This window comes from Carboxylicivirga sp., assembly GCF_982718395.1.
Map to the genome: position 1 here is coordinate 24,005 of NZ_CEXQWX010000027.1, position 26,363 is coordinate 50,367.

Sequence of the window (26,363 nt, forward strand, 5' to 3'; positions counted from 1 at the left end):
CGTACTAAATTGATTTCGGATGGACACGATAAAACCGGCTGAAGTATCGGATTTATTAAAAAAACAGATTGCAGGCTTCCAAACGTCAACTGACCTGGAAGAAGTAGGAACTGTTTTACAGGTGGGTGATGGTATTGCCCGTGTTTTTGGACTCACCAATGTTAAGGCCAACGAATTGGTTGAGTTGGATTCATGTATGGGTGTAGTACTTAACCTTGAACAGGACAATGTTGGGGTTGTGCTATTTGGCTCATCACAAGCTGTTAAAGAAGGCGATTTAGTGAAACGAACCGGGCGTATTGCTTCTATCAATGTTGGCGAAGGCATGGTTGGCCGTGTCATCAATGCCATTGGTGAACCAATTGATGGTAAAGGTCCGATTCAGGGCGAAACCTTTGAGATGCCTTTGGAACGTAAAGCTCCGCAGGTAATTTATCGTCAGCCGGTAAAGGAGCCTTTACAAACAGGTCTTTTAGCTGTCGACGCCATGACGCCTATTGGCCGTGGTCAGCGTGAGTTAATTATTGGTGACCGACAGACTGGTAAAACAGCTATTGCTATTGATACAATCATTAATCAGCGATCATTCTACGATGATGGCGAACCTGTTTATTGTATTTATGTGGCTGTAGGTCAAAAAGGAAGTACGGTTGCTCAAATCGTAAATACGCTTGAGAAACATGGAGCAATGGAGTATACTACTGTTGTATCTGCTCCTGCTGCTGATCCATCAGCTATGCAGTTTTACGCACCATTCTCAGGAACAGCAATCGGTGAGTATTTCCGTGATACAGGTCGTTCAGCTTTAATTATCTACGATGATTTATCAAAACAGGCAGTTTCCTATCGTGAGGTGAGTTTGTTATTACGTCGTCCACCGGGTCGGGAGGCCTATCCGGGTGATGTATTTTATTTGCATAGCCGTTTATTAGAACGCGCTGCCAAAATCATCGAATCAGATGAGATTGCTTCCCAGATGAATGATTTGCCAGATTCACTTCGTTCTAAAGTAAAAGGTGGAGGGTCTTTAACTGCTTTGCCGATTATTGAAACACAGGCTGGTGATGTATCTGCATATATTCCTACAAACGTAATTTCAATTACCGATGGACAGATATTCCTGGAGAGTGACCTATTTAACTCAGGTGTTCGTCCGGCAATCAACGTAGGTATCTCAGTATCTCGTGTAGGCGGTAGTGCACAAATCAAGCCAATGAAAAAGGTGGCCGGTACTTTAAAGCTTGACCAGGCACAATATCGCGAACTGGAAGCTTTTGCCAAGTTCGGTTCTGATCTTGATCCGGCAACCATGCTGGTGCTTGATAAGGGACGTAAGAACGTAGAACTATTAAAGCAGCCACAATATCAGCCTGTAAAAGTTGAAGAACAAGTAGCATTAATCTACTGTGGTACACAAGGTCTTTTGAAGGATGTACCTGCCGACAAGGTTAAAGAGTGGCAAAAAGAATTTATTGAAAATCTGCAGATCAGTCACCCTGATTTATTAACTGAAATTAAAAAGGGTGCATATAACGATGAAATCACTGCTAAGTTGAAATCTCTTGCCAGCGAAGCTGCTCACAAATACTTAACCGAAGAATAATAGCTTATGCCAAGTTTAAAGGACATACGTATTCGCATTAATTCGGTAAAAACCACCCGGCAGGTAACCAGTGCCATGAAAATGGTGTCGGCTGCTAAATTTAAAAAGGCGCAGGATGATATTTCTTACATTCGCCCTTATGTAGACAGGCTGGCTGGTATTATATTTAAACTATCCGGCTCATTGGAAGAAGGGTTTGAGTTGGATTGGTCTGAGGTACGCGAACCCAATAAAATTCTGATCGTACCTGTTTCATCAAATCGTGGACTTTGCGGGGCATTTAATGCCAATGTGATTAAGGAGGTAGAAAAGCTTTGTAAGGTTAATTTCAAACAGCAAAATGATGCCGGTAATGTTGACATCTTTGCTGTTGGTAAGCAGGCTCAGAAAATCCTTAAGTTACGTGGCTTAAATGTAACAAAGGATTTTAACGATGTGTATTCAGAAACCAGTTTTGAAAATGTAATTGAAATAGCAGCGGAGTTAATGGAAGCATTCCGCAGCAAAACCTATGATAAGGTGGTGTTGGTTTATAATGAATACAAAAATGCTGCTGTGCAGATCATTCGCTCTGAGCAATTTCTGCCAATGGAACTTCCCAGTGCAGAAGAGGCAAGTATTATTCCAACAGATTACATTATTGAGCCAGATGTAACAACCTTTATCAAAACGGTAATACCTGATGCACTTAAAACCATGTTTTACCGCGTTATTTTGGAATCATTGGCATCGGAACACGGAGCTCGTATGACATCGATGCACAAGGCAACAGATAATGCCACTGAAATGCTAGGTGAATTGCAACTTCAATACAATAAAGCCCGTCAAGGAGCTATTACCACTGAAATTTTAGAAATTGTTGGAGGAGCAGAGGCGTTGCAGAAGTAGAAAAAGAATTGAGTATCAAAATATAGGAAAGCCACCTTGAGGTGGCTTTTTTGTTTAAAATACAATCTATTTACTATTAGTTGTATTTATCATTAAATTTTTGTCCTTTTTTAAAATCAATATATTGAAAGTGCTTCACCTTAATGATATCATTGGCTTTGTGATTGTGCCCGAACTTAACACCTCCGAATGATAATAACGACAAGGTTTCTCCCGTTTCAGCATCAGCAACAACCCATACATAAAGCTTATGCTGATTTGACCAAATTATTTTAACGTAAGCATTACCTGGAGTTTGTTTTAAGATAACATCCTGATAGGCATTATAATCAACAAGCTCATATTCACCTTTGTAGTAGTTGCCAATTTTTGCTCTTTCTTTCCCTTTAATAAAATCCTGTAAGATGATAATCTTCTTATTTTTACATGCCTCAATATTACGCTCTATATTATAGAACTCTTTCATTCCTACCTCATCGATTGAAGCCTTAATATGCCTGTTCAACTGTTGTGCTACATACAAAAAATCAATCCTGGCAAGGTCCCCATTAGCTAAACCAACATCCATTACTTTTATTGGCTTTTTATTCGTAGGCATTAACAAGTTGAAATCATAATAAGCAAAAGAAAATGCTACATATGAATACGAACTTCCAATACCAACATTACTTCGTCGTCCATACTTATCGATATATCCTCGTCTAATATCCTCTTTGGCAGTGCTTGATTGACGAAGCACAAAGTAATTTGTATTTTTTGAGTCCAGAATATTATCTATCTCGCTCTTACTTAAAAACTCAATCCCCGACCATTTCCACTCATCTGTAAAAACCTCTTTAAGAGTTTTATTAAGGTTGGTTACAGTTTCACTATTTCCTTCGAGTAACTCAATGGCAAGAGTTCGATTTTTTAATTCATCACAATACTCCTTTTTTGGCACATCATATTGCGCCATTACAGCTAAAGAGCAAGTTAAAAAACAGAATAATACACTTAATTTCATTTCAAATATTTAATTATTAATTAGATTTTCGATTGTTAGGCTACAAAAGATTTGGTTCCATTTTAAATAGGTACATATAACTAAAATATAATCTCCCATTTTGTAAAATATCCGAAACTAACCAATAATTCTCGATTCATCAATAATATTTCATTTGATACAATCTGCTAGTACACACCGAAGTCCGCTGCACAAAAGGGATGCAAAAAGTTATTAACAATTTTAGATTGAACTGTTGTAGGGTATCATAAATAACTTAAATCAGTGGATACTTGAATTAAGTTTTATAATTCTCTTTGTACTTTCGATAATAATTACTTTCTTAATAGTACATCCGAAACACTAAAGAAAAATTATTCACCATTAAATCCTAAGAAATGATGAACGAATCGAAAAAAAGAGACTTTGTTACACAAATGATCGAACTATTAAACGATGAAAAAGAAACATTAGCAACAAAAGGCTATACAGCCGATGCAAAAATTACAGAATTAAGTGAAAACAAGACGGCTTGCGACCAGGCCGAACTGCAGCAGCAAAAAGCACAGGCTGCAGCCAAAGATGCCACCAAGTTAGCCAATGAAAAATTGGATATTGCCTATAAAGCAGCATCAGATGCTGCTGACCTGATTTCTGGTATCCTAGGCAAGGACAGTGAAATTGTTAAAAAGATGCGGAAGTTCCGCAACTAATCCTATAAAAGCACTGAGTTTCGGCAGTGCTTTTTTTAATCCTTCCATATATAATAGCTTTGTGGCTACCGAAGAACAATTATTCCCTTTAGCCGAAGCCTTCGGCGACACAGAATTGCTTTGCGGCTGTATCGCCGGACGATTATTCTCTATCGCAGAATCATTATTCCATACCGCCGCAAAGCGCGGCAACGTCGAAGAGACTTGCGGCTACACCTGAGAATAAATATTCCCTTCTGCCGAAGCCCTCGGCGACACGGAATTGTCTTGCGGCTGTATCGCCGAACGATTATTCTTTATTGCTGAATCATTATTCTATACTGCCGCAGAGCGCGGCGATGTCGAAGAAGCTTGCGGCAATAGCTAATAATGATACTTTGCTTACCAGAAACCTTTACAATTTAATCCCAACTCCAACAGTTAATACACTATTGATATTTTTAGCTTTAGAATTAAGCCCATAATAGTTTTTTGACTGAAATGCTGTAGAATATCCGCTTGAAGAAGGAAAATCCTTTTCTGCATACTCATTATTATTCAAGCTATCAATGGATTTTAACCCAAAGTTAAAAAGTAGGTCGGCTTTAAAGTATAGCTGATCGTTTAGCGGCAATCTCAAGCCAGTTCCAAACGAAAGACCAAAATCAAATTTCGCAGTGTGTACCTTATCCTTATCATCAATTGTTACATCAAAGGATGAAAAATAACTAGTCGTATTTTCATCATTAAAACTTCCGAATCCGTTATATTGTAAAAACGAAGTTTGTTCTGCTTTTTGAAGAGAGATATTACCTTCCGACTTCAATAAGTATGCAAGGTACATACCTCCTTGCAGATAAAAAGTTTGCTTATCAGTAAAGTACTTTCTCATTAGAACGGGCATCGTCAGATAGTTATTGGATAGCTTTACCTTGGTTTTTTCCGAAGTCATTTCCTGGATGGTATATTCCTGCGATTCACTCTCGTAATGATGTTCTTCATATTGAGAATTCGAATCATCCAGGTTAATGCCTTTTCCCTCATAATTAAAAGATGCATAAACACTCCAATTCTTTTTTAAGCTATATTCGAAACCAAGGCCTAAAGAGATGCTATACCGGATATCTTTTGTAATGCTGGCATCATAATTCTGAAAAGTCGATTCAGGATCTGATGTTAAAATATATTCATCCTCCGAAAGCATCAAAAAACTTTTATGTGGGGCCTCGGTATTGATAAAATTGCTAAAACTTGGGCCAACATGGAAGTCTATAATTTTAAGGCGATTCGTTGATTCATCCTGTGCATTAGCATAACAAAAAGAATAAATCAACACAAACAGTAAAAGATGATATTTCATTGTTGTATGAGGTTAGAAACACGACAATTAGTGCAATCAAATATATAAAGATATCCGCTGCAATCGCTTTACGACATTCTTATTAAAGTCACCTTCCGTAAGCCTTTCATCATTTAGGCTTGTTGAACTATACTAAACTCCTTTTAACTCCTCAATCTTTTTCAACCCCTCCTCCAATGAGTCAACAACAATTCTATATTCGTTGTGATTGGCATTTTGAGCTGCGTCTTGCAAACCCAATCGTTGCAATGCATCAGGCATTATTTGAACCGATCGCACAAGGTTATGTGTATTGGAATATTTCATTCCGAAACTCATCAATTCTTTCACTTTCGAATCGACTGGTTTAAACTCAGGTGCCATTTCAATCAATGAGTAAAAAGGTTGACCATTAAAACCATCTACAGCCGCGGCATATTGTCTTTTAAATGTATCCCCAATAACTTCAGCGACTTGATTATTCCAGCGATTCTTAAGTTTTAGGTACAAAATGTCTTTCTTGGTTTGTAATTTGAAATAGTCTGTAGTATTCATAAGAGGCTTGATTAATTCAGCAATAAAAATACTTCAATGTAACCTTTCGTGAATCTCATTTTATCAAAGAAATTTTACAGTTCGTCAATACTGCATCAGAATATCTATAAAGGAATAATAATCTAAGTATTCTTTGACTATTGGAAGAAGCCCAATCTCACTAACCAAAAAACAAATAAGCCAACATTATCGAAGCAATTATGCCGGCAAAATCGGCTATTAAACCGCAGGTAAGCGCGTGCCGTGTTCGTTTAATGCCTACCGAACCAAAATACACGGCTAATACATAAAAAGTAGTGTCGGTTGAGCCCTGTATAGTACTGGCTGCTCTGGCGGCAAATGAGTCCACTCCAAAGGCATTTATTGCATCCACCATCATACCCCTGGCAGCACCACCACTTAAAGGTTTCATAAAGGCGGTGGGTAAGGCATCCACAAAGCGCGTATCCATACCAATAAAGACACAAAAAGCACGCACTCCTTCTAAAAGAAAATCCATAGTACCGGATGCTCTGAAAACACCAACGGCTACCAAAATAGCCACAAGGAATGGGATGATTTTAACCGCTATATTAAATCCTTCTTTGGCTCCATCAATAAATGCATCATAAACATTTACTTTTTTACGAATGGCCATTAATATAAAGGTGATAATAACGGAAAATAACAGCAGGTTAGCTCCCAGCAATGAAACCGTATTCACCTCTTCTTTGCTGAGGGAATTCAGATAATATATAAATCCACCAACCAAGGCAGTGAATCCACCAATATAGGCAAGGATCACTTTATCAAACAGATTAATGCGCTGTACCAGCGAAACAGCGATAATACCCACAATGGTACTGAAGAATGTTGCCAAAAGAATTGGTAAAAATATATCGGATGGATTGGCCGCTAATTTCGTTGCCCGAATAGCCATCACGCTAATCGGAATGATCGTTAGCCCGCTGGTATTAAGCACCAGGAACATGATCTGTGCATTAGAAGCTGTATCCTTACTTTTATTGGTCGATTGCAGCTCTTGCATCGCCTTCAGTCCAACAGGTGTGGCTGCATTATCAAGCCCCAGCATGTTAGCAGCAATATTCATCATCATACTCCCGTAAGCGGGATGATTCTTCGGTAACTCGGGAAACAATCGACTAAAGAAGGGTCCTATTAATCGGGACATCACATTGATCATTCCTCCCTTTTCACCAATGCGCATTAGTCCCATCCAAAGTGTCAGTGCACCTGTCAACCCAAGTGAGATGGTAAATCCGGTTTTGGCACTGTCGAAGGTTGCATTCATCATCTGCGGAAAAACATCAATATCACCAAAGAAAATCAGGCGAGCCAGGCCAACGATAAAGGCCACAATAAAAAATGCTATCCACAGATAATTAAGTGCCATATAGATTTAGAAAAAAGTTTTATCTGAAGTTTCGTATGAAGGAGCACTCACCTTAAAATTATCCACTTTAATAGCACTCTTTGTTGAGCCAAAACCGATCAACCCGGCGTCAAACTGTTCGTCTGCACATTCCAGAACCAATTGCTCATCCAAATAAACCTTTACCATTTTATCTGCCGAAGTGCGTTCCATACGAATATGTTGCCACTCTTTCATGTGCCATATCACACCTTCGTCCTTCACTTCTCCAACTCGCTTTGGCTTGTCTCCCTTGATCATAAATACGTTGTGGCACTTCTTATCAGCACTGCTGGCAATTTGGGCATAGCAATAATTGGCCGTGTCCTTAACTCCAAAAAAGATGCAAAAGTCAAGCAAACTAAAGTCCTTACCGTCCTGAACAATGTCCATCTCCACCACAAAATCTTTCAGCTCAATGCCTTTTAATATCGCTAATATGGAAGGCCCCTCAAAAGGATTCTGATAAGCTCCGGTTCCCAGGCATTTAAGCGACTTACCAGGTTTTCCAATTTTACTGATCAACCACTTTGAGCCATCAGAAAAATCAAAATCAACCATTGATTTGTCTTTATTAAAGCCTTGCGAGTATATTGTCTTATAAGATTTGAAAACTTCATCTTGAGCATTGACTGCCAAACTAATTCCCAAAAGAATAATCGAAAAGAGTTGAGAGGTTCGCATTCAGTTGTATATCATTAAAGTGAATAATCGTCTACTAATTTATAAAAGTTTATTGACCCGGATGCTTTTTTAACTCCTCAAGGTTACGCTTTAGTTTATACTCATCATGAGGAGCACCAAATTCCTTACACGTTACTTCATCAATCGGAATCTTCCACATCTTGACATTACGTACGGCCGGATCGCTATATTTAAATTCTTTTTCGCTATAAGTCTTCATCAAAATATCCAAAGCTTCCCGCTTCTCGTCCATATCCTCAATCCATTGCACCTTGCCCATTGCCACCACACTTTTGGATGTCATACGATAACTACATGCCACCTCCGGATGCTGAAACACCAACTCATTATCTATTGAAAAGGAAATGCAAATATTCGGATTGTTATTTACTATATCGATCAAACGTCCTTCCGGAGCCGAATGCAGGTAAATTACATTATCCTTATAGCCATAATTCATCGGCAGCACATAAGGTTTGTTTTCCTGATCAACCACCCCCACAAAACAGATGTTGGCTTTTAAAATGATAGCTTCAATAACTTCCTTATCGGTATGATTTAATGTTTGCATATCTATAAATTAGCATTTATACAATTGTTCTTCCTCCCAGTTCTTTTGATATGTGAGACAACACCTGCTGCCAGGTACTTAGTTCCTGCATCAACTCCATCATCTCTTCCATACTGCCCGATGCCTCCAACTGTTGCAACTGTTGTCTTTTCTCCTTGAGTACGGTTTTTACTTTTTTCCATTTAAGCTCCATCACAATCTTTGGAACTAATTCAGGTAACTTCTCTTCTGCATTAGTCACCACACCAAATTTGTGATGAATACGACTCAAGTCATGTTCCTTACCTACCAGATCGGATGCCAAACGACTTAAGTCCGGGTCTGCATTATTGACAAAAAACTTCAGGGCAGGAAGCTCTGTATTTTCACAAACTGCTCCGTAAGCCTCCATCATTTTATTGTATTGCGGATTGGCACTCAACAAGTCATCCTGCTTCAATTCGTGTAAAATATATTGACCTACCGATACCGGGTTCTCTTCTTCAGGATTAACCGGTCGTTCACCAAACTTCACCAAAAAGCGTAATATTTCTCGCTCTTCCAATTCCAGTGGATTGGCAGTTGTTGTTTGCTGAGGAGTCGGAGCCTGTCCGGTAGTGTGTGCTGATGTTGCTTGTTGACCTCCGGTGTACTGTCGCGGTGCACTTCTTCTGAAATCCTCCTCCTGCTTTTTCTTTTGTAGCTTACCTGTCTCCTGCATTAATACACGCTCATCTACCTTCAACAAGGTACTGCACTCCTTCACATATACCGATCTGGTAATGCTATCCGGTATAATGGAAATGCTGCGAACAATATCCTGAATCAACTGCGCTTTTTTAATGGGATCGTTTTGTGCATCAGCAAGCAAAAGTGATGTTTTAAACTTTATAAAATCCTGCTGATGCTCATCGATATATTGCGTTAGTTGCTCGTCATTACGTTCCTTGGCAAAAGTATCAGGATCTTCTCCTTCTGGTAAAAGAAGCACTTTCACATTCATACCCTCAGCCAGCACCAGATCAATCCCTCGTAACGATGCTTTTAATCCGGCCGGGTCTCCATCATAAATTATAGTAATGTTCTTAGTAAAGCGTGCAATTAACCTGATTTGATCAGAAGTTAAGGCCGTGCCTGACGAAGCTACCACATTGCTGATTCCTGCCTGATGAAACGACAACACATCAGTGTAACCTTCTACCAGGTAACATCGATCCTGTCTGGTGATTTCCTGTTTGGCGTGATAAATGCCGTATAATACACGACTCTTGTGGTAAATCTCCGACTCCGGTGAATTAAGGTACTTAGCGGTCTTCTTATCATTTTTAAGTATACGGCCTCCAAAGGCAATGACCTTACCTGCCAGACTATGAATAGGAAACATCACGCGCCCCCGGAACCGGTCGGCCTGATAATTTTCCCTTACTACCGTCAATCCTGTTTTCTCCAGGTATTCGATCTTGTAGCCTTGCTTCTGAGCCTCTTTTGTTAAGGCATCGCGCTGCTCGGGCGAATATCCCAACTGAAACTTCTCTATGATATCATCGCGAAATCCCCGGCTCCTGAAATAACTTAATCCAACCGACTTGCCTTCGTCAGTACTTGTCAAGTTCTTACTAAAATACTGACCTGCAAATTCACTCAGCACCATCATACTCTCCCGTTCATTCTTCTGCTTCAACTGCTCAGGTGAGTATTCCTCTTCCTCAATTTCAATATTAAATTTCTTACCCAGATACTTAATAGCATCCACAAAGGAAAGCTGGTCATGCTTCATTACAAAATTAAGCGCATTACCTCCTTCGCCACACCCAAAGCATTTAAAAATACCTTTATGGGGTGATACAGTGAACGATGGCGTTTTTTCGTTATGGAACGGGCAGTTACCCAAATAATTAATTCCTCTCCGTCGCAGTGTCACATAGTCTGAAACAACCTCAATAATTTGGCTATTGGCCGTTTCCAGAACTTTATCAACTGTAACCTGATCTATCATTTATAGGAATTATTAGTAGTGTCTTGAGCAGTGCACAAAGATAGAAAAATAGGCATTAATTTATATAAATTAATTGCAGGAAGCGGTTAATACAGGGTTTGAATACTCATGCAATTCATTTACTTTTATCTGTGCAAATCAACTTTGTCATCTGGCAATGGTTAAGAAGATAAGGTAGGAGCCATTAATTTAAATATTTATGGATAAAGAGAAGTTAGTTGTTTTAACAGGGGCAGGAGTTAGTGCAGAAAGTGGTATTAAAACTTTCAGAGATAATAATGGATTATGGGAGAATCACGATGTAACAGAGGTCGCTAGTCCTGAAGGATGGGCAAGAAACCCACATCTGGTTCTGGAGTTTTATAATCAGCGACGAAAGCAATTACTTGAGTGTAAACCCAATGCCGGACATTTAGGTTTAGCAAGGCTTGAAGAGTTTTTTGATGTTCATGTCATCACGCAAAATGTGGATGACCTGCACGAGCAGGCCGGAAGTTCAAAAGTATTGCACCTTCATGGTGAACTAAAGAAGGTGCGCAGCACAAAGTATGAATCACTTGTATATGAATTGGATGGTTGGGAATTGAAATGGGGAGATACCTGTGAGAAAGGGGCCCAATTACGCCCTCATATCGTTTGGTTTGGTGAGGCGGTTCCTGCCATTGAAACAGCTATTGAGATTGTTGAACAAGCTGATATATTTGTGGTTGTTGGCACTTCCTTAAATGTTTATCCTGCTGCCGGATTGCTCAATTATGTACCCCCACAAAAACCTATTTACATCATTGACCCTCATCAACCAGCCTTTACTCCTTCTAAAAATATTACATTTATACAGGAAAAAGGTACGGTTGGCGTACAACAATTAATTACCAAATTAACCTCAACAAGCCATGCATAAATATATAATCCTATTTATCTTTTTCATTTCAACAATTATTTCGCAAGCTCAGGATTTTAGAGCAGGGCCACTTCTTGGAACCTCTTTTTCGCAAGTTGATGGTGATAGTTATGTCGGGTTTAATAAGGTTGGTATTAACGTTGGTGGTTTTGTTTACCGTCCTATTTCCGATAAATGGACCATCCAATTAGATATTGCTTATACTCAAAAGGGAAGTCGCGAAGCTCCAAAACCGGACAAAGGAAGGTTAGACGATTACAAAATACATTTGTCATATATCCAGTTCCCATTGGTGGCTCGCTATCAGTACAAAAAGTTTTCGGGTGAAGCAGGCATTTCTGTTGGAGCCTTGCTTGATAGTCAGGAAGAAATAGACGGTACGCCTGTTGAAGATCTTCCAAACTCAGATCCTGTTCCTTTTCAAGGTACAGAATGGGCTACTGTATTTGGCTTAAACTATCATTTTAATGAGCATTTATGGATCAATGCCAGATTGTTGTATTCTATCAACCGGATTCGTATTCCATTCGATGGTGAGATTCCTGTTTACAATCCCAAACCGCATTGGCTGAGTCGCAAACCAGGTCAGTACAATAATAATTTTGTTGTGACCTTGTATTATTCAATTAATCGACTCTTATAAGCCAGCGCATGCAATAGTAGCAATGCTCACCTTTGTGCCATCAACCTCATTAATTGCATTAATACAGGCTTCCATTGTTGAGCCGGTTGTAATCACATCGTCAATAAGAAGTACATGTTTGTTTGCGAGTTCGCTCGCATTGGCGACACTAAAAATATTCTCAACATTTAGCCACCTTTCAAAACGTCCCTTCCTTGTTTGCGAATCTGTATGAACCTTTCTTTGAACACTGTTTGTTTCCAATGTAACAGATAATATCTCTGCCATTCCTTCTGCAATTATCTCTGCCTGATTAAAACCCCGTAACTTTAATTTTCGTGGATGGAGAGGAATCGGAATTATACAGTCATATTCTTCAGGTTTTGTTTGGCGAATCACCTTCGCCAGCTGACGGCCCAATTCACGTCCAAGTTCTATATTCCGTCGATATTTTATTTCGTGTAGCAAACGCTGCACCAGTTCACCCTTTTTATAATAGAATAATGAGAAAGCATGCTCTAAATGACAACGCCCCCACATCAGTAACGACATTTTGTTTTCGTCAGGGCGTTTTTCAAAATAAGTGCGGGGCAAACGGTGAATACACATTTGACAGATCTCCACCTCTTTCTTAAACAAATGTGTTCCGCACGAGGTACAAATTGGAGGGAAGAATAATTCCAGGACAGCGGTGGCAATATTTCCAAATGGCTTGGATATGTTCATCTAATACATATTTATAACAAGATATTCATCCTTTCTAAAAAGTTCAAGCACAAAAAATTAACAAAGCCTTAATCATCATATAAACTGGCCTTAACGATTAAGTAACATTACCCCTCTACTTTTGTTAACGAACAAAACAGGAAAATGATGAAAGCGAAAATTATACTACTAGCAGCTACCTTATTAATTGGATTCTCAAACATTGAAGCCAAAGAAAAAGGAACCACTAAAGAAACCAATGCAAAACTAACTACCTCTATTTCTGGAACAATTACAGATGCTGCAACAGGTGAAAGCCTTGTTGGAGTGAAGGTAGTTTTAGAAGAAATAAATACAGTTGTTTATACCGATTTTGATGGAAACTTCCAGTTTAATGATGTTACAGTTGGTGACTATACAGTAACTACCAATTATATATCATACAAAACTGAGGAAAAAATATCGGTGAATACAGAAAATGATAAGGAATTACAAATTAAGCTTAAGTCTGATTTGTAAATTACACTCCCAGTAATAAAAAAGGCGACTTTAACGGTCGCCTTTTTTATTATTGAAATCTTATTGATCTCTAATATTGTTTCTTCCCTACTACTTTTCCTGATTCATCCCATATTGTCCAAGTGCTATCTTTGGCACCATCGTTATAAGACATCTCGTAGCGTTTTGTGCCATTTTCATCCCAAATGAACCATTTACCGTGCTTTTTACCGGACTTATAGTTTGCCTCACCCGTTTTGACACCTTTGGTATCATAAGTCAGCCACGTTCCGTCCATCATGTTACCAGAATAGGATCGTACTTCCTTAATTTTACCATTTTCGAAATACAATGTTGATGGACCTTGCTTCATGCCTTCAACCACTGTCATTTCTACTTTTTTACTTCCAGAATCGAAATACTCAACATAGGTTCCTGAGTAAAGCTTATTATTTTGGTCGTAAAATTTACCGTCTCTTTCAGTTAACTGGGCATTGGAAGAAATAATACCCACAACCATTGCAATGACTAATACTAACTTTTTCATAAGGCCTCCTTTTTAACGTTTATACTAATCCCAAAAGTCCTGTGTGTATACTCTTCGTATCAATACTACGTACGAAAACCTTTATTCGTTAACACAAAGTTAACATTAAATTGACAATAAAGTAATCTTTCAGCTAACTTCTGCTGCAAAGCATTTAAAATACTTCCACGAGACATCGATCAACCAGGTTATAAGTTTTATCAACAATAACTGAACCTTCATCCAACTTAACACTGCAATATTCTGTGTATAAATCATGTTCGAAGAACAAGTATAGCCTTTAAACCACTTCTATCAGAAAAACACGCTTCTCTTCAATACTTATCAACGGATGTATTCATAAGTCGACCCAATAGCAAAACTGATTATTCATTTATCTGGACGTAGCCTTCTGGAGAACTTTCTATATATTTACCTTATTAGCCTTACAGGCAAAAAACACACGATATATGAGAGTTCATTTTATAGCTATAGGAGGCAGCGCCATGCATAATCTGGCCATTGCCCTTCATTTAAAAGGTTTTGTAGTTACTGGTTCAGACGATGAGATATTTGAGCCTTCCAAGTCAAGGCTTAAGCAACATGGTTTATTACCTAAGCAAGAAGGCTGGAACCCGGATATGATAACCAAAGAGTTAGATTCGATAATCCTGGGTATGCATGCCCGAAAGGATAATTCTGAACTGATCAAAGCACAAGAGCTGGGCATTAAAATCTATTCTTACCCTGAATACCTTTATGAACAAACTAAAGATAAAAAGCGGGTAGTGATAGGGGGCAGTCATGGTAAAACGACTACGACAGCAATGGTAATGCACGTTCTCAAGGACCTGAACATGGATTTTGATTATATGGTAGGGGCGCAATTGGAGGGATTTGATACCATGGTTAAGTTAACACACGAAGCTCCAATTGCAGTTTTTGAGGGTGATGAATACCTGTCATCCCCTATTGATTTAACACCCAAATTTCATTGGTATAAACCGCATGTAGCCATGTTAACCGGCATTGCCTGGGATCATATGAATGTATTTCCAACCTGGGAGGGCTATATCAGTCAGTTCAGCATCTTTGCCGATAGTATTAAGGATGATGGTACATTGGTATATTTTGATGAAGATCCTGAATTGGAAAAAATTACCACTGCCATTAAGCCACGGTTGAATACACAGGCATACAATACACTTCCACATGAGAATGTGGATGGACAAACCAATGTGGTTTGGAACGACAAACACTACTCAATGTTGGTTTTTGGCGATCACAACCTGCAAAACATGAATGGTGCCCGGTTGGTATGCAAAGAGTTAGGAATCGATGATCATCAGTTCTTTACTTCGATGCAAAGCTTTAAAGGTGCAGCTAAACGTTTGCAATTATTGGCTAAGAATGATTTAAGCAATATCTACCTGGACTTTGCCCATTCACCAAGTAAACTCGCTGCCACAACCTCTGCCATGAAGCAACAATTTAAAAATCGAAAATTATTGGCTGTGATGGAGCTTCACACGTTTAGTAGTTTAAACAAGGAGTTTCTGCCTCAATATAATAGCACAATGAACGAAGCTGATGAAGCTGTCGTATTTTTTAACCCGAAGGTATTAGAGCATAAAAAACTACCGCCAATTAATAAGGAAGATGTGATGAAGGCTTTTGGACGAGATGACCTAAAGGTATTTACTCAATCCAGAGAATTGGCTTCATGGCTTAAACAACAGTGCTACGTTAATAAAAACCTGTTAATTATGACTTCTGGTAACTTTTCAGGTATTGATATTAAAGCCCTGGCCAATGAGCTTGTTTAATTAATCATTGAGTTGTAGCAAAAACTACAACTCAATTCCTATTAACAGAACATCGTCAACTTGCTTACATTCTCCCATCCAATCATAAAAATCATTGGAGAAATGACGCTCGAAATGTGCCATTGTTTGATTTGGGGCAGCTTCTAAAGCTTCACGAATACGTTTGGATTGATACTTACGCCCTTTTGGTCCACCAACCTGATCTGGTAAGCCATCGGAGAAAATAAACAATTGATCACCTTTATTATATTGAACAACGTGGTTCTCAAAATCTTTTTCAACTTTTCGGGCCAAAGGTTTACCACCAATTCCTTTACGTGAACCTTTATAGACGGTTAGTTCACCTTCGCTTAAAAAATAGAGAGGGTTATGAGCACCTGAAAATTGCAATTCATTGGAGTCTAAATCGATTTTGACCAAAGCCAGATCCATACCATCACGACCATTTGATCCTTCCTGATCCTGACGTAGTGTACGACGCACATCCAGGTGCAATTTATCCAGTAATTCAGCCGCTGTTACGTTAGCACTTGCATTTACAATATTATTCATCAGGAAGTACCCAATGAACGAAAGCAAAGCACCCGGTACACCATGACCTGTACAATCAACTGCTGCCACATAGAAATGATTATCTTTTTTGAACATCCAGGGAAAATCCCCACTCACCACATCTTTTGGACGATAGAAAATAAATGAACGCGGAAAAAACTGTTGCAACACATTTGTATCTGGTAATATGGCAGTTTGAATGCGCTGCGCATAGTTGATACTATCAGATATCTTTTTGTTTTTCTCCTTAATTTCTTGTTCAATCTTTTTAAACTCGGTCATGTCGTGCGCAACAAACAAGACTGATTCCAGATCCTTCTCTTCATTTAACTCTGGGATCGCTTTGATCTCCATGATCAGTACTTGTTCACCAGCCTCAACTTCTACTTCCGAAATAATCTGTTTTTCACCAGCTCTTATCTGCTTCAGAGAATCAAGCATGTAGGCTTTGAAGCGTTCATCAATATCCAATTCTGTCACCCGTTTTTTAACCAAATCGGTAGACGGTACTCCAACAAAGTCAGCTACCTTCGGATTGACATAAACCAATTTACCACCTGTGTTTATTCGAATGATCATATCGGGCGAATTCTCAGAAAGCGATTGCATACGGCTTTTCATACGCTCCTCTTTCTCGGCCCTCTTTCTTTCAGTGATATCCTGCGTGTTAAAAATGATACCTTTTATCGCCGGATCATGCAACAGGTTCTTACCTGTCGTTTCCAGAAACAATTTCTCACCACTCTTTTTCAAGTAAGTATATTGAGCGGTTTGTTCACCTCCAGGTGTAACCAATAAATATTGAAACAGGTTATTAATTGTCTTATAACCTCGAGGGGTCATAAGTTCCGGATCCATACCACTCACCTCATCATCAGGACCATAACCTAGTATTTGCTTCACGGATGGGCTCTCAAATACCAATTCCTGCTTCTCATTATAAATAGAAATAAACTCCGAAGCATTGGTCAAAAGTGCTTCGAGGCGTTGCTGTGCGTGCTCAACCTCCTGAATATGTCCTTCTAAAAGCTTGTTTGATTTCTCAAGCTCCTCCTGAGCTTCCAGCATTTCAGCCGCATTTAACTGTAATTGTTTCTCATTTTCTTTGAGCGTCACCGTCATTTCCTGCGACTCTTTCAACAACAACTCGGTACGTTCATTAATCTTAAGGTTGTAAAATGTCCGTCCGATTACACTGCTCAACTCTTCAGCAAACTTTAGTACGTGTTTTGGTAAGCTTGGTTGAAGATAGCCAATTTCAAATACTCCTTGCAGCTCCTCTTCCTGAAGTAGGGGAACAATGATTAGACTTTTAGGTTTTTTATCGCCTAATAAACCTGAGGTTATATGAAAGTAGTCATCCGGTATTTCTGTTCGGTAGATTAATTCCTTTTCATATGCCACATCTCCTATAAGACCTTTACCAATTGGAACTATTTGCTTTTCAAATCGTTTTCGATTATGCGCATAGGTAGCAATATTTACCAATTCCTTTCCTTGCAGAAGATACAGTGATCCTTGAACCCCACCTGAATATTCAATGATACCACGTATTACATCATCTGCTAACAAATTGACCTTATTATGGCTACGAAGGATATCTGAGATCCGTTCTTTTCCTTTTGAAACCCAATTATAGGCTTCTTCTTTTGACTTTGTATTCCTAAGATTAGCACCAAGATTGTACAAGGTTTCAGATAATTGCCCTTCTACTAATTCAATATCATCCAGCTCACCACGTCCAATTTTTTCCGCCAGATTAATATTATGGCTAAATTGCTTTCGCAGTCTTTCAATTTCTCGACTTAGTTTCTTTTTTTGCTCACGGTTGTAATTAATTATTGCCAATATGCATACTGGAATAGAAACTACTAATAAATCGATTCCCCAAACCAATAAAGATCGGTGTATAACCACAATGTTTCTACCGCTAAAATTCAGGTCGTCAAAAGACATGAAACCAGACCAGATCAACAAGAGCAAAAAGAAAAGTCCCAGTGATAAGAAATACCAATCACGTTCAGTCAATCCCGACATGGATGATAATTGCTTTATTTTTTTAGATAGTTTAGCCATATCTTTCTTTTCACAAGTAAATACTAAGACAATTGCAATTGATTCCAGACAGTTTCAAGATCGAGCTTTTTAAAGCTGGCAACCTCAAGAACAACACTCTCTTTATCATCTCCTATTAATGGTAAGATGTACAAAAACATTGGTTTCGAACTTCCAGAACCTGAACCAACAATATAATTCTCTGGCACATCAGTAATCTCCATCGCTTTGTTATCTTTTATAGCCTGAGCATGAATTCCATCATCTTCTTTAATAGAGGCAATACTTGCATCCTCATCTATTCCAAATGTTTTTGACGGCTCAAATACTTCATCTTTGCGATAATAAGCTACAGCTGCCATTACCTCATATCGTTTAATGATGCAACTCAACAGGTCATTAGCTGCTTGTTCATTATAGCCATTGAAGCTATCCTTCATTTCTGATATCAAATCACTTCTGTCATTGCTTTTCTCCGCTCCTTCAGTACTCCGGTTCTCATACTGCTCAAGTTTCTTCCTTAAGCGATCTATTTCTGCAAGACGTTTAACACATTCTTTATCCATCCCGCCTTGTTCCGAACCTTGAACGCAAGAGTCAATATGATTTAATACATAGTAAATAACATACAAAACAACCAGAAACGACAATACCTCAAAGACAAAAAAAGTAGTTGATAATTCAACCGATAAGAACAAATATTTACAGAGTGCAAACAAGAAAAATAAGATGCCTAACAGGAAAATATGTCGATTCTTTTTCATTTGTATAAGTTTTACTAATACAACTTATTCAGTCATAAATGACTAAACTGCCAATTGATTTAAATATTTTGATATTTCATCAGGAGACAAAATCATATCAGGTTTAATAATACGGGCAACACTTTTGGGCATGGTATCCATCTCACATGTTTTGGGGTCCTGAATAATGGTAACACCTTTCTTATCTGCAATATCTTTCATCCCTTTGGCACCATCTTTATTGGCACCTGTCAGAACAACACCAATTAATTTATTGCGATATACATATGCGGCAGATGAAAGTGTATGGTCAATAGAAGGTCGGCTATGGTTAACAGGTTCTTCTGTTGATAGTGAAAAGGTTCCATCATATTCAACAAACATATGGTAGTTTGATGGCGCTAAATAGACTTTCCCCCCAACAATTTGTTCTTTATCATTTGGTTCGATAACCTCAAGCTGAGATTTTAAACGGATACTTTCAACCAGTCCGGACCGGACATGCTTTAAACGATGCAAACAGATGATAACAGGCAAAGGAAAGTCAGCTCTTAATTGCGACAATAATTTTGAAACAACGGAGAAACTTCCGGCCGAACCACCTATGACAACTGCTTTATATCTTTGTTTTATCATTAATCTCTCAAAAAACTAAACTTGCTAAAAATTTTTTCCTTTTTGTCAATGCATTCAAAGCGATCGTTATATGGCACCGGCAATTGCTCCTTAACCCCTAAACATACATATCCTCCTTTGTTAAGACATTCATCGATAAATTCCTTAATAGTTACATGGTAATCTTTGGTAAAATATAAGAGGTTGTTACGCATAATAACGATATCACATTTTTTTGAAGGTATATTCTCAATGCCTCCTTGCTGATAATTTACTTTCTTTAACCGATCAGACTTAAAATTAATGCCTTCAGGTTTCTCTACAAAATAACTATCAATGCTGCTTATCCCTTCAAAACGTTTATAATTATAGGCATTGGTATCCATCTTCCTTACTGATAAAAGTCCCTTCTGGATATTTGTCAATGCAGTTTTCGATTGGTGGTTAACAGTTATTTGCACATTTCCTTCAATCTTCAGTTCCTCAACAAGTATCAACAGACTATATAACTCCTCTCCTGAGGCTACATCAGGAAACCAAACATGGCAGTCTTTAGCGATAAACTTTTCATTGAAGATCTTCCTTAATTGTCTCCAGAAACCTGCATCCCTAAATAGTTCAGTTGTATTAATTGAGAAAAACTGGCTTAAATCATCAACAAATTCAGGCTGTCTGATGCTTTCATATAGGTTTTCGATTTTTCGAAAACCATGCTTTTCAAAAAACATAGCAAGCCGACGTTTTAGAAACGAATGAGTCATATGTCTGAATGGCATATTTAACCGAACACTTAATTGTTCAGATAACTCTCTTATTTCACTGATATTAAAACCTACTGCCATGCTATTGATATTTAAAGTGAAAAACATTGGTTTTCACATATAAAGGCCCACTCTTCTTGAACTTTGTTTTAAAAAATCCGGTCAGATTTTCATGGTTACCCAAAATCATGCATCCTTTCGGATACAGTTGTTTATGAAACATCTGATATATTTTCGATTGTAGTGCCGCGTTAAAATAAATTAATACATTACGACAAAAAATAATGTCAAACTTGTTGTAAAACGGGCTCTTTTCCTGCACCAAATCATGCTGCCTTACCTGAACCTTATCTCTTAAGAAATCCTTTACATTCAACCTGTCATTATCACTATCGAAATCGAAATATTGCGTAAAATCAATTCGAGAAATTCCGTTAATAGGATTCTTCTTTAATATACGCTCAAACTGCTCAATCTGAACCTTATTAAATTCGTATTGATAGCTACCCATTTGACATTGGCGTACCATGCTTTTACTTATATCTGTAGCGTATATTCGCGCACGATCTAATAGTCCAAGCTCGTTAAGAATGATCATATTTGAATATACTTCCATTCCCGAACTACTTCCGGCATGCCAGATGTTAAATGTCTTTTTACCTTTTAACTGTGGGTACAACTGTTCGTAAAAAGACGGCCAAATTTCAGGATCACGAAATAACTCCGTAGTATTGACCGTTATATCTTCAACTAACTGCTCAACAAAATGATTGTCGTTTTGAGTTCTTAAAAGTAACTCCTCAATACTCAAGTCATTATCAGCTATCACCTTTTGCAATCGACGTTTGATAGAATTATCTGAATAATTACTAAAATCATACGGCGAATGCTCTTTCAACACTTGCAGATAATGTTTAAAATCCATTTTAATCCTTATTTTGATCTCGGCGATCTAAAACAATTCAACCTCGACTTGTTGGATAAATGCTGTATATGAATGATCTTCACCTACCTCTGCCTCTGACAACAGGAATAATACCGGCTCTTCACTTCCAACTTTATTCTTTATTGGAGCTTCTCGTCTTTCACCAATAATTTTGTTTTTATCGGTTGCTACAAAAGCCGAAACAAATTCATCATTAGCAATACTGCTATCGGAGAATAACATGGAAACATTTTGCCCAAGCACCTCACTTCTTTCGTACCCCCAAAGCTTTTCTGCAGCAGCATTAAAGAACTCAACCTCACCATTTTTATTGGTGGTAATAATGGCATCAAGAGCACCCTCAAGTGTTTTTTCGTTACGTATCTTAACCGATTCAACTTCTTTAAATTGTTCGATAATCTCTTTCTTGGCCTCGTCGAGCATAACTCCCAATTCATCTTTACTGTGCTTCAATTCCTCTTCCATCTTCACTTGCTCAGTTATATCATTTTCGAGGCTAAGTATCTTTATTATCTCTCCTTCATGGTCGATTACCGGTGTGTAAGTGGTTAACAAGTAAATTTCATCACCCATCTTTGTCCGGCGACGTACGCGTCCTTTAAAATTATGACCGTTGCGCAAATCTGTAAGTATCTGATCCATTTCCGCAACATCATCTTTAAAGAAGAAGATTTTAATATTCTGACCATCGATCTCTTCAGGATTATACCGGAATGTTCTCAAGAAGTTCTGATTGACATTTATAAGTGTGCCATCTGTTTCAAACTCCGAACTAATAGCAGCATGATCAATTGCTTCCAATATACCTTTCATTTCCACTTCACGACGATCACTTTCTTCTTGCGTGGCTTGCATCTCTTCCAGGTTCTGACGCAATTCCTCTTCTTGTTGAAGCATTCGCTCTGCCTGGTTTTGAGTCTCCTTCAAAAGCTTAGTTGTTCGAATTGTATTTTGTACAGATGAAATTGTTAATGCTATACTTTCAGCTATCTTCTCAACAAACTCAACCTCAAATTCTGCAAAATCCTTGAAAGAAGCCATTTCAAGAACCCCATAAATTTCATCGTTGGTTTTAAGTGGTACAATTAAAATAGATCTTGGGTTAGCATCACCTAAACCAGAAGTAATATTTAAATAATCGTCTGGTATATCAGTTAAATGAATAGTTTGTTTTTCCAACGCACAACGCCCAATAAGACCTTCTTCCCAGTTAATACGTTTATCAGCAAATTTTTTCCGATCGTATGCGACGCAAGCCTTTAACTCAAAGTATTTATCGGTATCATTTATTGAATTGAGAAGATAAAATCCTGCCTGATTGATCTTCATGTAATCAACCAAATAGCGGATAATGTTGTAACTTAAATCTTCCAGATTATCACTTTCTTTGCGAAGCAACTCCCCAAAATGCGCTAACCCCTGCGTTACCCATGTTCTTTGCTCCTCTTCAATCCGGCGTTGTTCTTCGTCTTTCTTACTTTTGATCAGATAATCACGAAGTCTTAAAAGTGATTGCGCCAATCTATCTTTACGATGATTCAGATTTAGATCCGATTCAAAGTTATCTTGACGAAGATTATCGACAAATTCTAATACCTTCTCACTCTTATTGGCTTCCTGCTTAATGTGTTTTCGTTGCTTACGAATAAAAACAGCAAAATTCCCCGCTATTATATATCCGGCAAAAGCTGTAATTAATGGTAGAAACGTAATAAACCATAAGCCCGGAAAGAATCTGTAAAGATTATAAAATGTTACTGGCTGGTTAACATGTTCAAATATACTTGTACTCGAAATTAATGTTAGAAGATAAATAATGATCCCGAGCATAAATCCTCGTAATGTATATCTGCTTCTGATATTCTTAATACTGACCTTAACCATACAATTTGTTCTTATTGTGTAGACGAGCGATAAAATTAATAAAATTGCTATTAACCCAGACGGGATAACAGATAGCCTGCCATTTTTTCAAGCGGTAAAACTTTTTCAGCAGCACCCAGCTTAACAGCTTCTTTTGGCATACCATAAACAACTGATGAGGCTTCATCTTGTGCAATAGTGTGGGCTCCGGACTCTTTTAGCTCAAGTAATCCTTTGGCTCCATCATTACCCATACCTGTTAATAAGATGCCTGTAGCATTATTGCCAGCGTAACGGGCTGCTGAGCGGAACAATACATCCACTGACGGTCGGTGACGATTAACTAATGGTCCTTCTTTAACCTCAACCATGTATTCTTTACCAACTCTTTTAAGTAACATGTGCTTACTTCCAGGTGCAATTAATACACGTCCCTGATAGAGTTTATCTCCATTTTCAGCCTCTTTAACTTCAAGTCCGCAAATATTATTCAGGCTATTAGCAAATGATTTGGTAAACCCTTCAGGCATATGTTGTACAATGGCAATGCCAGGCATCTTGCCCGGAAGTGCTTTCAGGAAGTTACGTATTGCTTCTGTTCCACCAGTAGAGGCACCTAATGCAATAACTTTTTCAGTATCGATGATTTGCTTAAAGCTAGACGCTTTATTCAAAATCACATCGGCAGAATACTTTGGTTTAACAGAAGTCTGTGCAACAGGAGTTGGTATTTTTCTACGCTTAAGCTTAACCTGAGCGGCAGCTTTAACAGCATCGCACAGCATAATTTTTGATTCATTGATAAACTGTGCAGCGTTCATGGCTGGTTTACCAATAATTTCACTGGCACCATACTCTAGTGCCTTCATGGCCACCTCTGTTCCTTCGGTTGTTAAGCTGGAGATAACGACAACCGGAATCGGATGCTGGGACATAATTTTGCGTAGGAAAGTTAAACCATCCATACGCGGCATTTCAATGTCAAGAGTTATAACATCCGGTATTTCTTTCATTATTTTCTTAACCGCAATAATGGGATCAGCCGCCGTTCCCATTACTTCAATGCCCGGATCAGATTCAAGGATGGATGACAAACTCTGTCTGACAACCGCAGAATCATCAACAACTAATACTCGAATCTTTTTTTTCATGCGCTTAAAGTTTTTTCAATTTCTGAAATACCTGGCTATCTCTCAATGTCTTCAAATATTATTAATTCTAATGTATCAATATATTATTCGAAGCCCAAAAATCTTTTCAGATTGAACTTTTTTGATATCAATCTTTCTTATATCATACTTGTTTATTCAACAAGTGTTTAATATACCTTTTTTTCAAGAAATTTATGCCTTACCTCTCCAGTATCATTAAAAAAAATAATCTTCCTTCCTCTTCTTCCTCCTGTGCTTGATGCCACTATCGGAATTTTTTTCTCCTCAAGCATTAAGCGTGCTACCCGAATATTTCGTTCTCCAATCATATTCGAATTACCGGTTGCTGATTCCAGCAACTCACCTCCTCCGAATATTTTAGCTTGTATGTTTTTAATATCACTACCCAAGTATAACATCCTTTCAACAAGCTTATCAATAGCTATATTTCCATACTTGGGAGAGGCTAAGTCATTACCATTCCAGTTAGGAAGCATAAAATGGTTCATTCCGCCAATTTTCAGCTTTTTATCCCAGAGGCAAATAGCAACACAACTACCAAGTATTGTTTTGATAACATACGGGTCTTTGGCAGCAAACAATGAAGAGGGGTATAGAAAATGTTGCAAATATCTATTATCCATCTATCATCGTCTTAAAAAATCTCATCATCGTCATCAAAGAAAACGTCGTTACCGTCGCCGCTAAAACCTTCCACGATATTACGTGCTTCCGGCAAAGCGATTGAAAATACCGACCCTTCACCTTTCTGACTCTTGATATCAATATCTCCACCTAACACATCCAATAATGCTTTGGTAATTGATAAACCTAAACCATGTCCTCTATTGATAGAGTTAATGCCAGAGTCAAGGCGTTTGAATCGCTCAAATATTATCTTCTGATTCTTTTCTGAAATACCTGTACCAAAATCTTGTACCGAAGCATGAAGAATATCTTCATCCACCCACATTTTAAGAACTACTTGGCTGTCTTTATAGCTGTATTTTAAAGCGTTATTCAGCAAGTTGCTTAAAATTAGCTTTAGCTTTTCTGAATCTGTTTTGAAATAGAAGTTCTTACCGAATCCATGCTCAATATTAAACTCAATCTTAATATCAATCCCCATCTTGCGAGATATGATATTAAACGAATCAACAACTGTTTGTACCAGGCTGCGGACATTAACCTTTGTAATATTTGGAGCGATTTCTCCAGCTTCAATTTTTGCAGCTACGAAAATATTTCGCAATTGAAAATCAAGGTTAAATGCCTCGCTATGAATTAATGCAACCATTGACACCACCTTTTTCCAATCGTTTTTTTCGACTGAAAGTATAGCTTTTGACAAACCTAAGATTGAAGTAAACGGATTGACAATTTCGTTAGAGATATTTGAAATAAAGTGACTTTTCAAAGCTTCAGACTCTTTGAGTTTCTTCGTGACATTCTGAAAGTCTTTTGAAAGTTCTTTCATCTCATTATCTAACTTTTTCCGTTCTTCAAGTCGTAACCTGAGTTCGCGTAAAAGTTGTTTGTCAGATAAATTGCTCATAATCAAATTTTTATATTCCGGACTAGTTATATTTTCCTAAAAATTGTTGGTTTAATGTGTTCCAACGGCACTTTCATTCCCGATAATGACTCGGAGTGTCCTATAAAAAAGATTCCTCCGGGCTTTAGGTAATTACATAATTTACCAATTACCTTTTCCTGAGTAGCTCTATCGAAATAAATCAAAACATTACGACAAAATATTACATCAAATGTTTCGCTTATATCGTAGTGACTATCCATTAAATTCACATGCTTAAGCGCAATATTTCTTTGTAATTCAGGTTTCACACGAACAGTTGGATTTAACCTATCCTTGCTTTTTAAGAAATATCGCTTTTTCAA

General features: G+C 38.0%; 26 protein-coding genes. 7 read left to right on the forward strand and 19 right to left on the reverse strand.

The window, feature by feature from the left end; genetic code table 11:
* The first annotated feature begins 19 nt into the window (after window positions 1-19).
* Together atpA and atpG are read left to right on the forward strand one after the other, a co-directional pair.
* Window positions 20-1,603 carry a F0F1 ATP synthase subunit alpha gene (atpA, locus tag AC4MRQ_RS07365; RefSeq protein WP_491197015.1) on the forward strand — a complete coding sequence of 528 codons (1,584 nt, stop codon included), beginning with the start codon at window positions 20-22 and terminating at the stop codon, window positions 1,601-1,603.
* Window positions 1,604-1,609: 6 nt separating this feature from the next.
* Window positions 1,610-2,491, forward strand: coding sequence for an ATP synthase F1 subunit gamma (gene atpG, locus AC4MRQ_RS07370; RefSeq protein ID WP_491197016.1), 882 nt, complete (start codon window positions 1,610-1,612; stop codon window positions 2,489-2,491).
* Between the two features lie 76 nt (window positions 2,492-2,567).
* Here the strand turns inward: atpG and AC4MRQ_RS07375 are convergent, their stop codons facing one another.
* On the reverse strand, window positions 2,568-3,494 hold the full coding sequence (locus AC4MRQ_RS07375; RefSeq protein ID WP_491197017.1) for a hypothetical protein: 927 nt from the start codon (window positions 3,492-3,494) through the stop codon (window positions 2,568-2,570).
* Window positions 3,495-3,871: 377 nt separating this feature from the next.
* Between AC4MRQ_RS07375 and AC4MRQ_RS07380 the strand changes: the two genes are divergently transcribed.
* A complete protein-coding gene (locus tag AC4MRQ_RS07380) occupies window positions 3,872-4,186 on the forward strand; it encodes a hypothetical protein (RefSeq protein ID WP_491197018.1) in 315 nt (104 codons plus the stop codon).
* 394 nt (window positions 4,187-4,580) lie between these two features.
* Here the strand turns inward: AC4MRQ_RS07380 and AC4MRQ_RS07385 are convergent, their stop codons facing one another.
* The 6 genes from AC4MRQ_RS07385 to dnaG form a co-directional block, all read right to left on the reverse strand.
* Window positions 4,581-5,525: a porin family protein gene (locus tag AC4MRQ_RS07385; protein WP_491197019.1), complete on the reverse strand. Its 945-nt coding sequence runs from the start codon at window positions 5,523-5,525 to the stop codon at window positions 4,581-4,583.
* Between the two features lie 132 nt (window positions 5,526-5,657).
* Window positions 5,658-6,059, reverse strand: coding sequence for a hypothetical protein (locus AC4MRQ_RS07390; RefSeq protein ID WP_491197020.1), 402 nt, complete (start codon window positions 6,057-6,059; stop codon window positions 5,658-5,660).
* Window positions 6,060-6,219: 160 nt separating this feature from the next.
* Complete coding sequence (locus AC4MRQ_RS07395; protein ID WP_491197021.1) at window positions 6,220-7,452, reverse strand: nucleoside recognition domain-containing protein; 1,233 nt, start codon at window positions 7,450-7,452, stop codon at window positions 6,220-6,222.
* A 6-nt stretch (window positions 7,453-7,458) separates the two neighbouring features.
* Window positions 7,459-8,154 (reverse strand): hypothetical protein, encoded by a 696-nt coding sequence (locus tag AC4MRQ_RS07400; protein WP_491197022.1) that lies wholly within the window; start codon window positions 8,152-8,154, stop codon window positions 7,459-7,461.
* A gap of 49 nt (window positions 8,155-8,203) precedes the next feature.
* Entirely contained in the window at window positions 8,204-8,725 is a 522-nt protein-coding gene (locus AC4MRQ_RS07405; RefSeq protein ID WP_491197023.1) for a pyridoxamine 5'-phosphate oxidase family protein, read from the reverse strand.
* Between the two features lie 16 nt (window positions 8,726-8,741).
* Complete coding sequence (gene dnaG, locus AC4MRQ_RS07410; protein ID WP_491197024.1) at window positions 8,742-10,700, reverse strand: DNA primase; 1,959 nt, start codon at window positions 10,698-10,700, stop codon at window positions 8,742-8,744.
* A 199-nt stretch (window positions 10,701-10,899) separates the two neighbouring features.
* Here dnaG and AC4MRQ_RS07415 point away from each other — a divergent pair, with 199 nt between their 5' ends.
* Window positions 10,900-11,601 carry an SIR2 family NAD-dependent protein deacylase gene (locus AC4MRQ_RS07415; RefSeq protein ID WP_491197025.1) on the forward strand — a complete coding sequence of 234 codons (702 nt, stop codon included), beginning with the start codon at window positions 10,900-10,902 and terminating at the stop codon, window positions 11,599-11,601.
* Entirely contained in the window at window positions 11,594-12,244 is a 651-nt protein-coding gene (locus AC4MRQ_RS07420) for a porin family protein (RefSeq protein ID WP_491197026.1), read from the forward strand. Before AC4MRQ_RS07415 ends, AC4MRQ_RS07420 begins: the two co-directional genes overlap by 8 nt.
* Here AC4MRQ_RS07420 and AC4MRQ_RS07425 read toward each other — a convergent pair.
* A complete protein-coding gene (locus AC4MRQ_RS07425) occupies window positions 12,239-12,949 on the reverse strand; it encodes a ComF family protein (RefSeq protein WP_491197027.1) in 711 nt (236 codons plus the stop codon). The two genes, AC4MRQ_RS07420 and AC4MRQ_RS07425, sit on opposite strands and share 6 nt — an antisense overlap.
* Before the next feature lie 147 nt (window positions 12,950-13,096).
* Between AC4MRQ_RS07425 and AC4MRQ_RS07430 the strand changes: the two genes are divergently transcribed.
* Window positions 13,097-13,447: a carboxypeptidase-like regulatory domain-containing protein gene (locus AC4MRQ_RS07430; protein ID WP_491197028.1), complete on the forward strand. Its 351-nt coding sequence runs from the start codon at window positions 13,097-13,099 to the stop codon at window positions 13,445-13,447.
* A 70-nt stretch (window positions 13,448-13,517) separates the two neighbouring features.
* Here the strand turns inward: AC4MRQ_RS07430 and AC4MRQ_RS07435 are convergent, their stop codons facing one another.
* Window positions 13,518-13,973, reverse strand: a complete 456-nt coding sequence (locus AC4MRQ_RS07435; protein ID WP_491197029.1) for a toxin-antitoxin system YwqK family antitoxin — start codon at window positions 13,971-13,973, stop codon at window positions 13,518-13,520.
* A gap of 449 nt (window positions 13,974-14,422) precedes the next feature.
* On the opposite strand from AC4MRQ_RS07435, the gene AC4MRQ_RS07440 reads away from it, so the two are divergent.
* Window positions 14,423-15,778 carry a UDP-N-acetylmuramate--L-alanine ligase gene (locus AC4MRQ_RS07440; RefSeq protein ID WP_491197030.1) on the forward strand — a complete coding sequence of 452 codons (1,356 nt, stop codon included), beginning with the start codon at window positions 14,423-14,425 and terminating at the stop codon, window positions 15,776-15,778.
* Window positions 15,779-15,802: 24 nt separating this feature from the next.
* Here AC4MRQ_RS07440 and AC4MRQ_RS07445 read toward each other — a convergent pair whose 3' ends face one another.
* From AC4MRQ_RS07445 to AC4MRQ_RS07490, 10 genes are all read right to left on the reverse strand, one after another.
* Entirely contained in the window at window positions 15,803-18,406 is a 2,604-nt protein-coding gene (locus tag AC4MRQ_RS07445; RefSeq protein WP_491197031.1) for a PAS domain S-box protein, read from the reverse strand.
* A gap of 23 nt (window positions 18,407-18,429) precedes the next feature.
* Window positions 18,430-19,149 (reverse strand): hypothetical protein, encoded by a 720-nt coding sequence (locus AC4MRQ_RS07450; RefSeq protein ID WP_491197032.1) that lies wholly within the window; start codon window positions 19,147-19,149, stop codon window positions 18,430-18,432.
* 42 nt (window positions 19,150-19,191) lie between these two features.
* Complete coding sequence (locus AC4MRQ_RS07455) at window positions 19,192-19,764, reverse strand: chemotaxis protein CheB (protein WP_491197033.1); 573 nt, start codon at window positions 19,762-19,764, stop codon at window positions 19,192-19,194.
* Entirely contained in the window at window positions 19,764-20,585 is an 822-nt protein-coding gene (locus AC4MRQ_RS07460) for a CheR family methyltransferase (RefSeq protein WP_491197034.1), read from the reverse strand. Before AC4MRQ_RS07460 ends, AC4MRQ_RS07455 begins: the two co-directional genes overlap by 1 nt.
* 1 nt (window position 20,586) lies before the next feature.
* The gene (locus tag AC4MRQ_RS07465) at window positions 20,587-21,429 is read right to left on the reverse strand and encodes a CheR family methyltransferase (protein ID WP_491197035.1); all 843 of its coding nucleotides are present in this window, start codon (window positions 21,427-21,429) and stop codon (window positions 20,587-20,589) included.
* A gap of 27 nt (window positions 21,430-21,456) precedes the next feature.
* Window positions 21,457-23,334, reverse strand: a complete 1,878-nt coding sequence (locus tag AC4MRQ_RS07470; RefSeq protein ID WP_491197036.1) for a PAS domain S-box protein — start codon at window positions 23,332-23,334, stop codon at window positions 21,457-21,459.
* Between the two features lie 50 nt (window positions 23,335-23,384).
* On the reverse strand, window positions 23,385-24,464 hold the full coding sequence (locus AC4MRQ_RS07475) for a protein-glutamate methylesterase/protein-glutamine glutaminase (RefSeq protein ID WP_491197037.1): 1,080 nt from the start codon (window positions 24,462-24,464) through the stop codon (window positions 23,385-23,387).
* 167 nt (window positions 24,465-24,631) lie between these two features.
* Window positions 24,632-25,108: a chemotaxis protein CheD gene (locus AC4MRQ_RS07480; protein ID WP_491197038.1), complete on the reverse strand. Its 477-nt coding sequence runs from the start codon at window positions 25,106-25,108 to the stop codon at window positions 24,632-24,634.
* Between the two features lie 11 nt (window positions 25,109-25,119).
* The gene (locus tag AC4MRQ_RS07485; RefSeq protein WP_491197039.1) at window positions 25,120-26,019 is read right to left on the reverse strand and encodes a sensor histidine kinase; all 900 of its coding nucleotides are present in this window, start codon (window positions 26,017-26,019) and stop codon (window positions 25,120-25,122) included.
* Between the two features lie 26 nt (window positions 26,020-26,045).
* The coding region (locus tag AC4MRQ_RS07490) for a CheR family methyltransferase (RefSeq protein WP_491197040.1) at window positions 26,046-26,363 on the reverse strand (318 nt) is incomplete at its 5' end.

Bases quoted from the DNA above. Each gene is read 5' to 3' on its own strand.
- AC4MRQ_RS07380 (WP_491197018.1), top strand. From the start codon at position 3,872: ATGATGAACGAATCGAAAAAAAGAGACTTTGTTACACAAATGATCGAA.
- dnaG (WP_491197024.1), bottom strand. From the start codon at position 10,700: ATGATAGATCAGGTTACAGTTGATAAAGTTCTGGAAACGGCCAATAGC.
- AC4MRQ_RS07400 (WP_491197022.1), bottom strand. From the start codon at position 8,154: ATGCGAACCTCTCAACTCTTTTCGATTATTCTTTTGGGAATTAGTTTG.
- AC4MRQ_RS07420 (WP_491197026.1), top strand. From the start codon at position 11,594: ATGCATAAATATATAATCCTATTTATCTTTTTCATTTCAACAATTATT.
- AC4MRQ_RS07460 (WP_491197034.1), bottom strand. From the start codon at position 20,585: ATGGCAGTAGGTTTTAATATCAGTGAAATAAGAGAGTTATCTGAACAA.
- AC4MRQ_RS07415 (WP_491197025.1), top strand. From the start codon at position 10,900: ATGGATAAAGAGAAGTTAGTTGTTTTAACAGGGGCAGGAGTTAGTGCA.
- AC4MRQ_RS07435 (WP_491197029.1), bottom strand. From the start codon at position 13,973: ATGAAAAAGTTAGTATTAGTCATTGCAATGGTTGTGGGTATTATTTCT.
- AC4MRQ_RS07450 (WP_491197032.1), bottom strand. From the start codon at position 19,149: ATGAAAAAGAATCGACATATTTTCCTGTTAGGCATCTTATTTTTCTTG.
- AC4MRQ_RS07480 (WP_491197038.1), bottom strand. From the start codon at position 25,108: ATGGATAATAGATATTTGCAACATTTTCTATACCCCTCTTCATTGTTT.
- AC4MRQ_RS07385 (WP_491197019.1), bottom strand. From the start codon at position 5,525: ATGAAATATCATCTTTTACTGTTTGTGTTGATTTATTCTTTTTGTTAT.
- AC4MRQ_RS07390 (WP_491197020.1), bottom strand. From the start codon at position 6,059: ATGAATACTACAGACTATTTCAAATTACAAACCAAGAAAGACATTTTG.
- AC4MRQ_RS07375 (WP_491197017.1), bottom strand. From the start codon at position 3,494: ATGAAATTAAGTGTATTATTCTGTTTTTTAACTTGCTCTTTAGCTGTA.
- AC4MRQ_RS07475 (WP_491197037.1), bottom strand. From the start codon at position 24,464: ATGAAAAAAAAGATTCGAGTATTAGTTGTTGATGATTCTGCGGTTGTC.
- AC4MRQ_RS07445 (WP_491197031.1), bottom strand. From the start codon at position 18,406: ATGGCTAAACTATCTAAAAAAATAAAGCAATTATCATCCATGTCGGGA.
- atpG (WP_491197016.1), top strand. From the start codon at position 1,610: ATGCCAAGTTTAAAGGACATACGTATTCGCATTAATTCGGTAAAAACC.
- AC4MRQ_RS07440 (WP_491197030.1), top strand. From the start codon at position 14,423: ATGAGAGTTCATTTTATAGCTATAGGAGGCAGCGCCATGCATAATCTG.
- atpA (WP_491197015.1), top strand. From the start codon at position 20: ATGGACACGATAAAACCGGCTGAAGTATCGGATTTATTAAAAAAACAG.
- AC4MRQ_RS07395 (WP_491197021.1), bottom strand. From the start codon at position 7,452: ATGGCACTTAATTATCTGTGGATAGCATTTTTTATTGTGGCCTTTATC.
- AC4MRQ_RS07470 (WP_491197036.1), bottom strand. From the start codon at position 23,334: ATGGTTAAGGTCAGTATTAAGAATATCAGAAGCAGATATACATTACGA.
- AC4MRQ_RS07405 (WP_491197023.1), bottom strand. From the start codon at position 8,725: ATGCAAACATTAAATCATACCGATAAGGAAGTTATTGAAGCTATCATT.
- AC4MRQ_RS07465 (WP_491197035.1), bottom strand. From the start codon at position 21,429: ATGGATTTTAAACATTATCTGCAAGTGTTGAAAGAGCATTCGCCGTAT.
- AC4MRQ_RS07430 (WP_491197028.1), top strand. From the start codon at position 13,097: ATGAAAGCGAAAATTATACTACTAGCAGCTACCTTATTAATTGGATTC.
- AC4MRQ_RS07455 (WP_491197033.1), bottom strand. From the start codon at position 19,764: ATGATAAAACAAAGATATAAAGCAGTTGTCATAGGTGGTTCGGCCGGA.
- AC4MRQ_RS07485 (WP_491197039.1), bottom strand. From the start codon at position 26,019: ATGAGCAATTTATCTGACAAACAACTTTTACGCGAACTCAGGTTACGA.
- AC4MRQ_RS07425 (WP_491197027.1), bottom strand. From the start codon at position 12,949: ATGAACATATCCAAGCCATTTGGAAATATTGCCACCGCTGTCCTGGAA.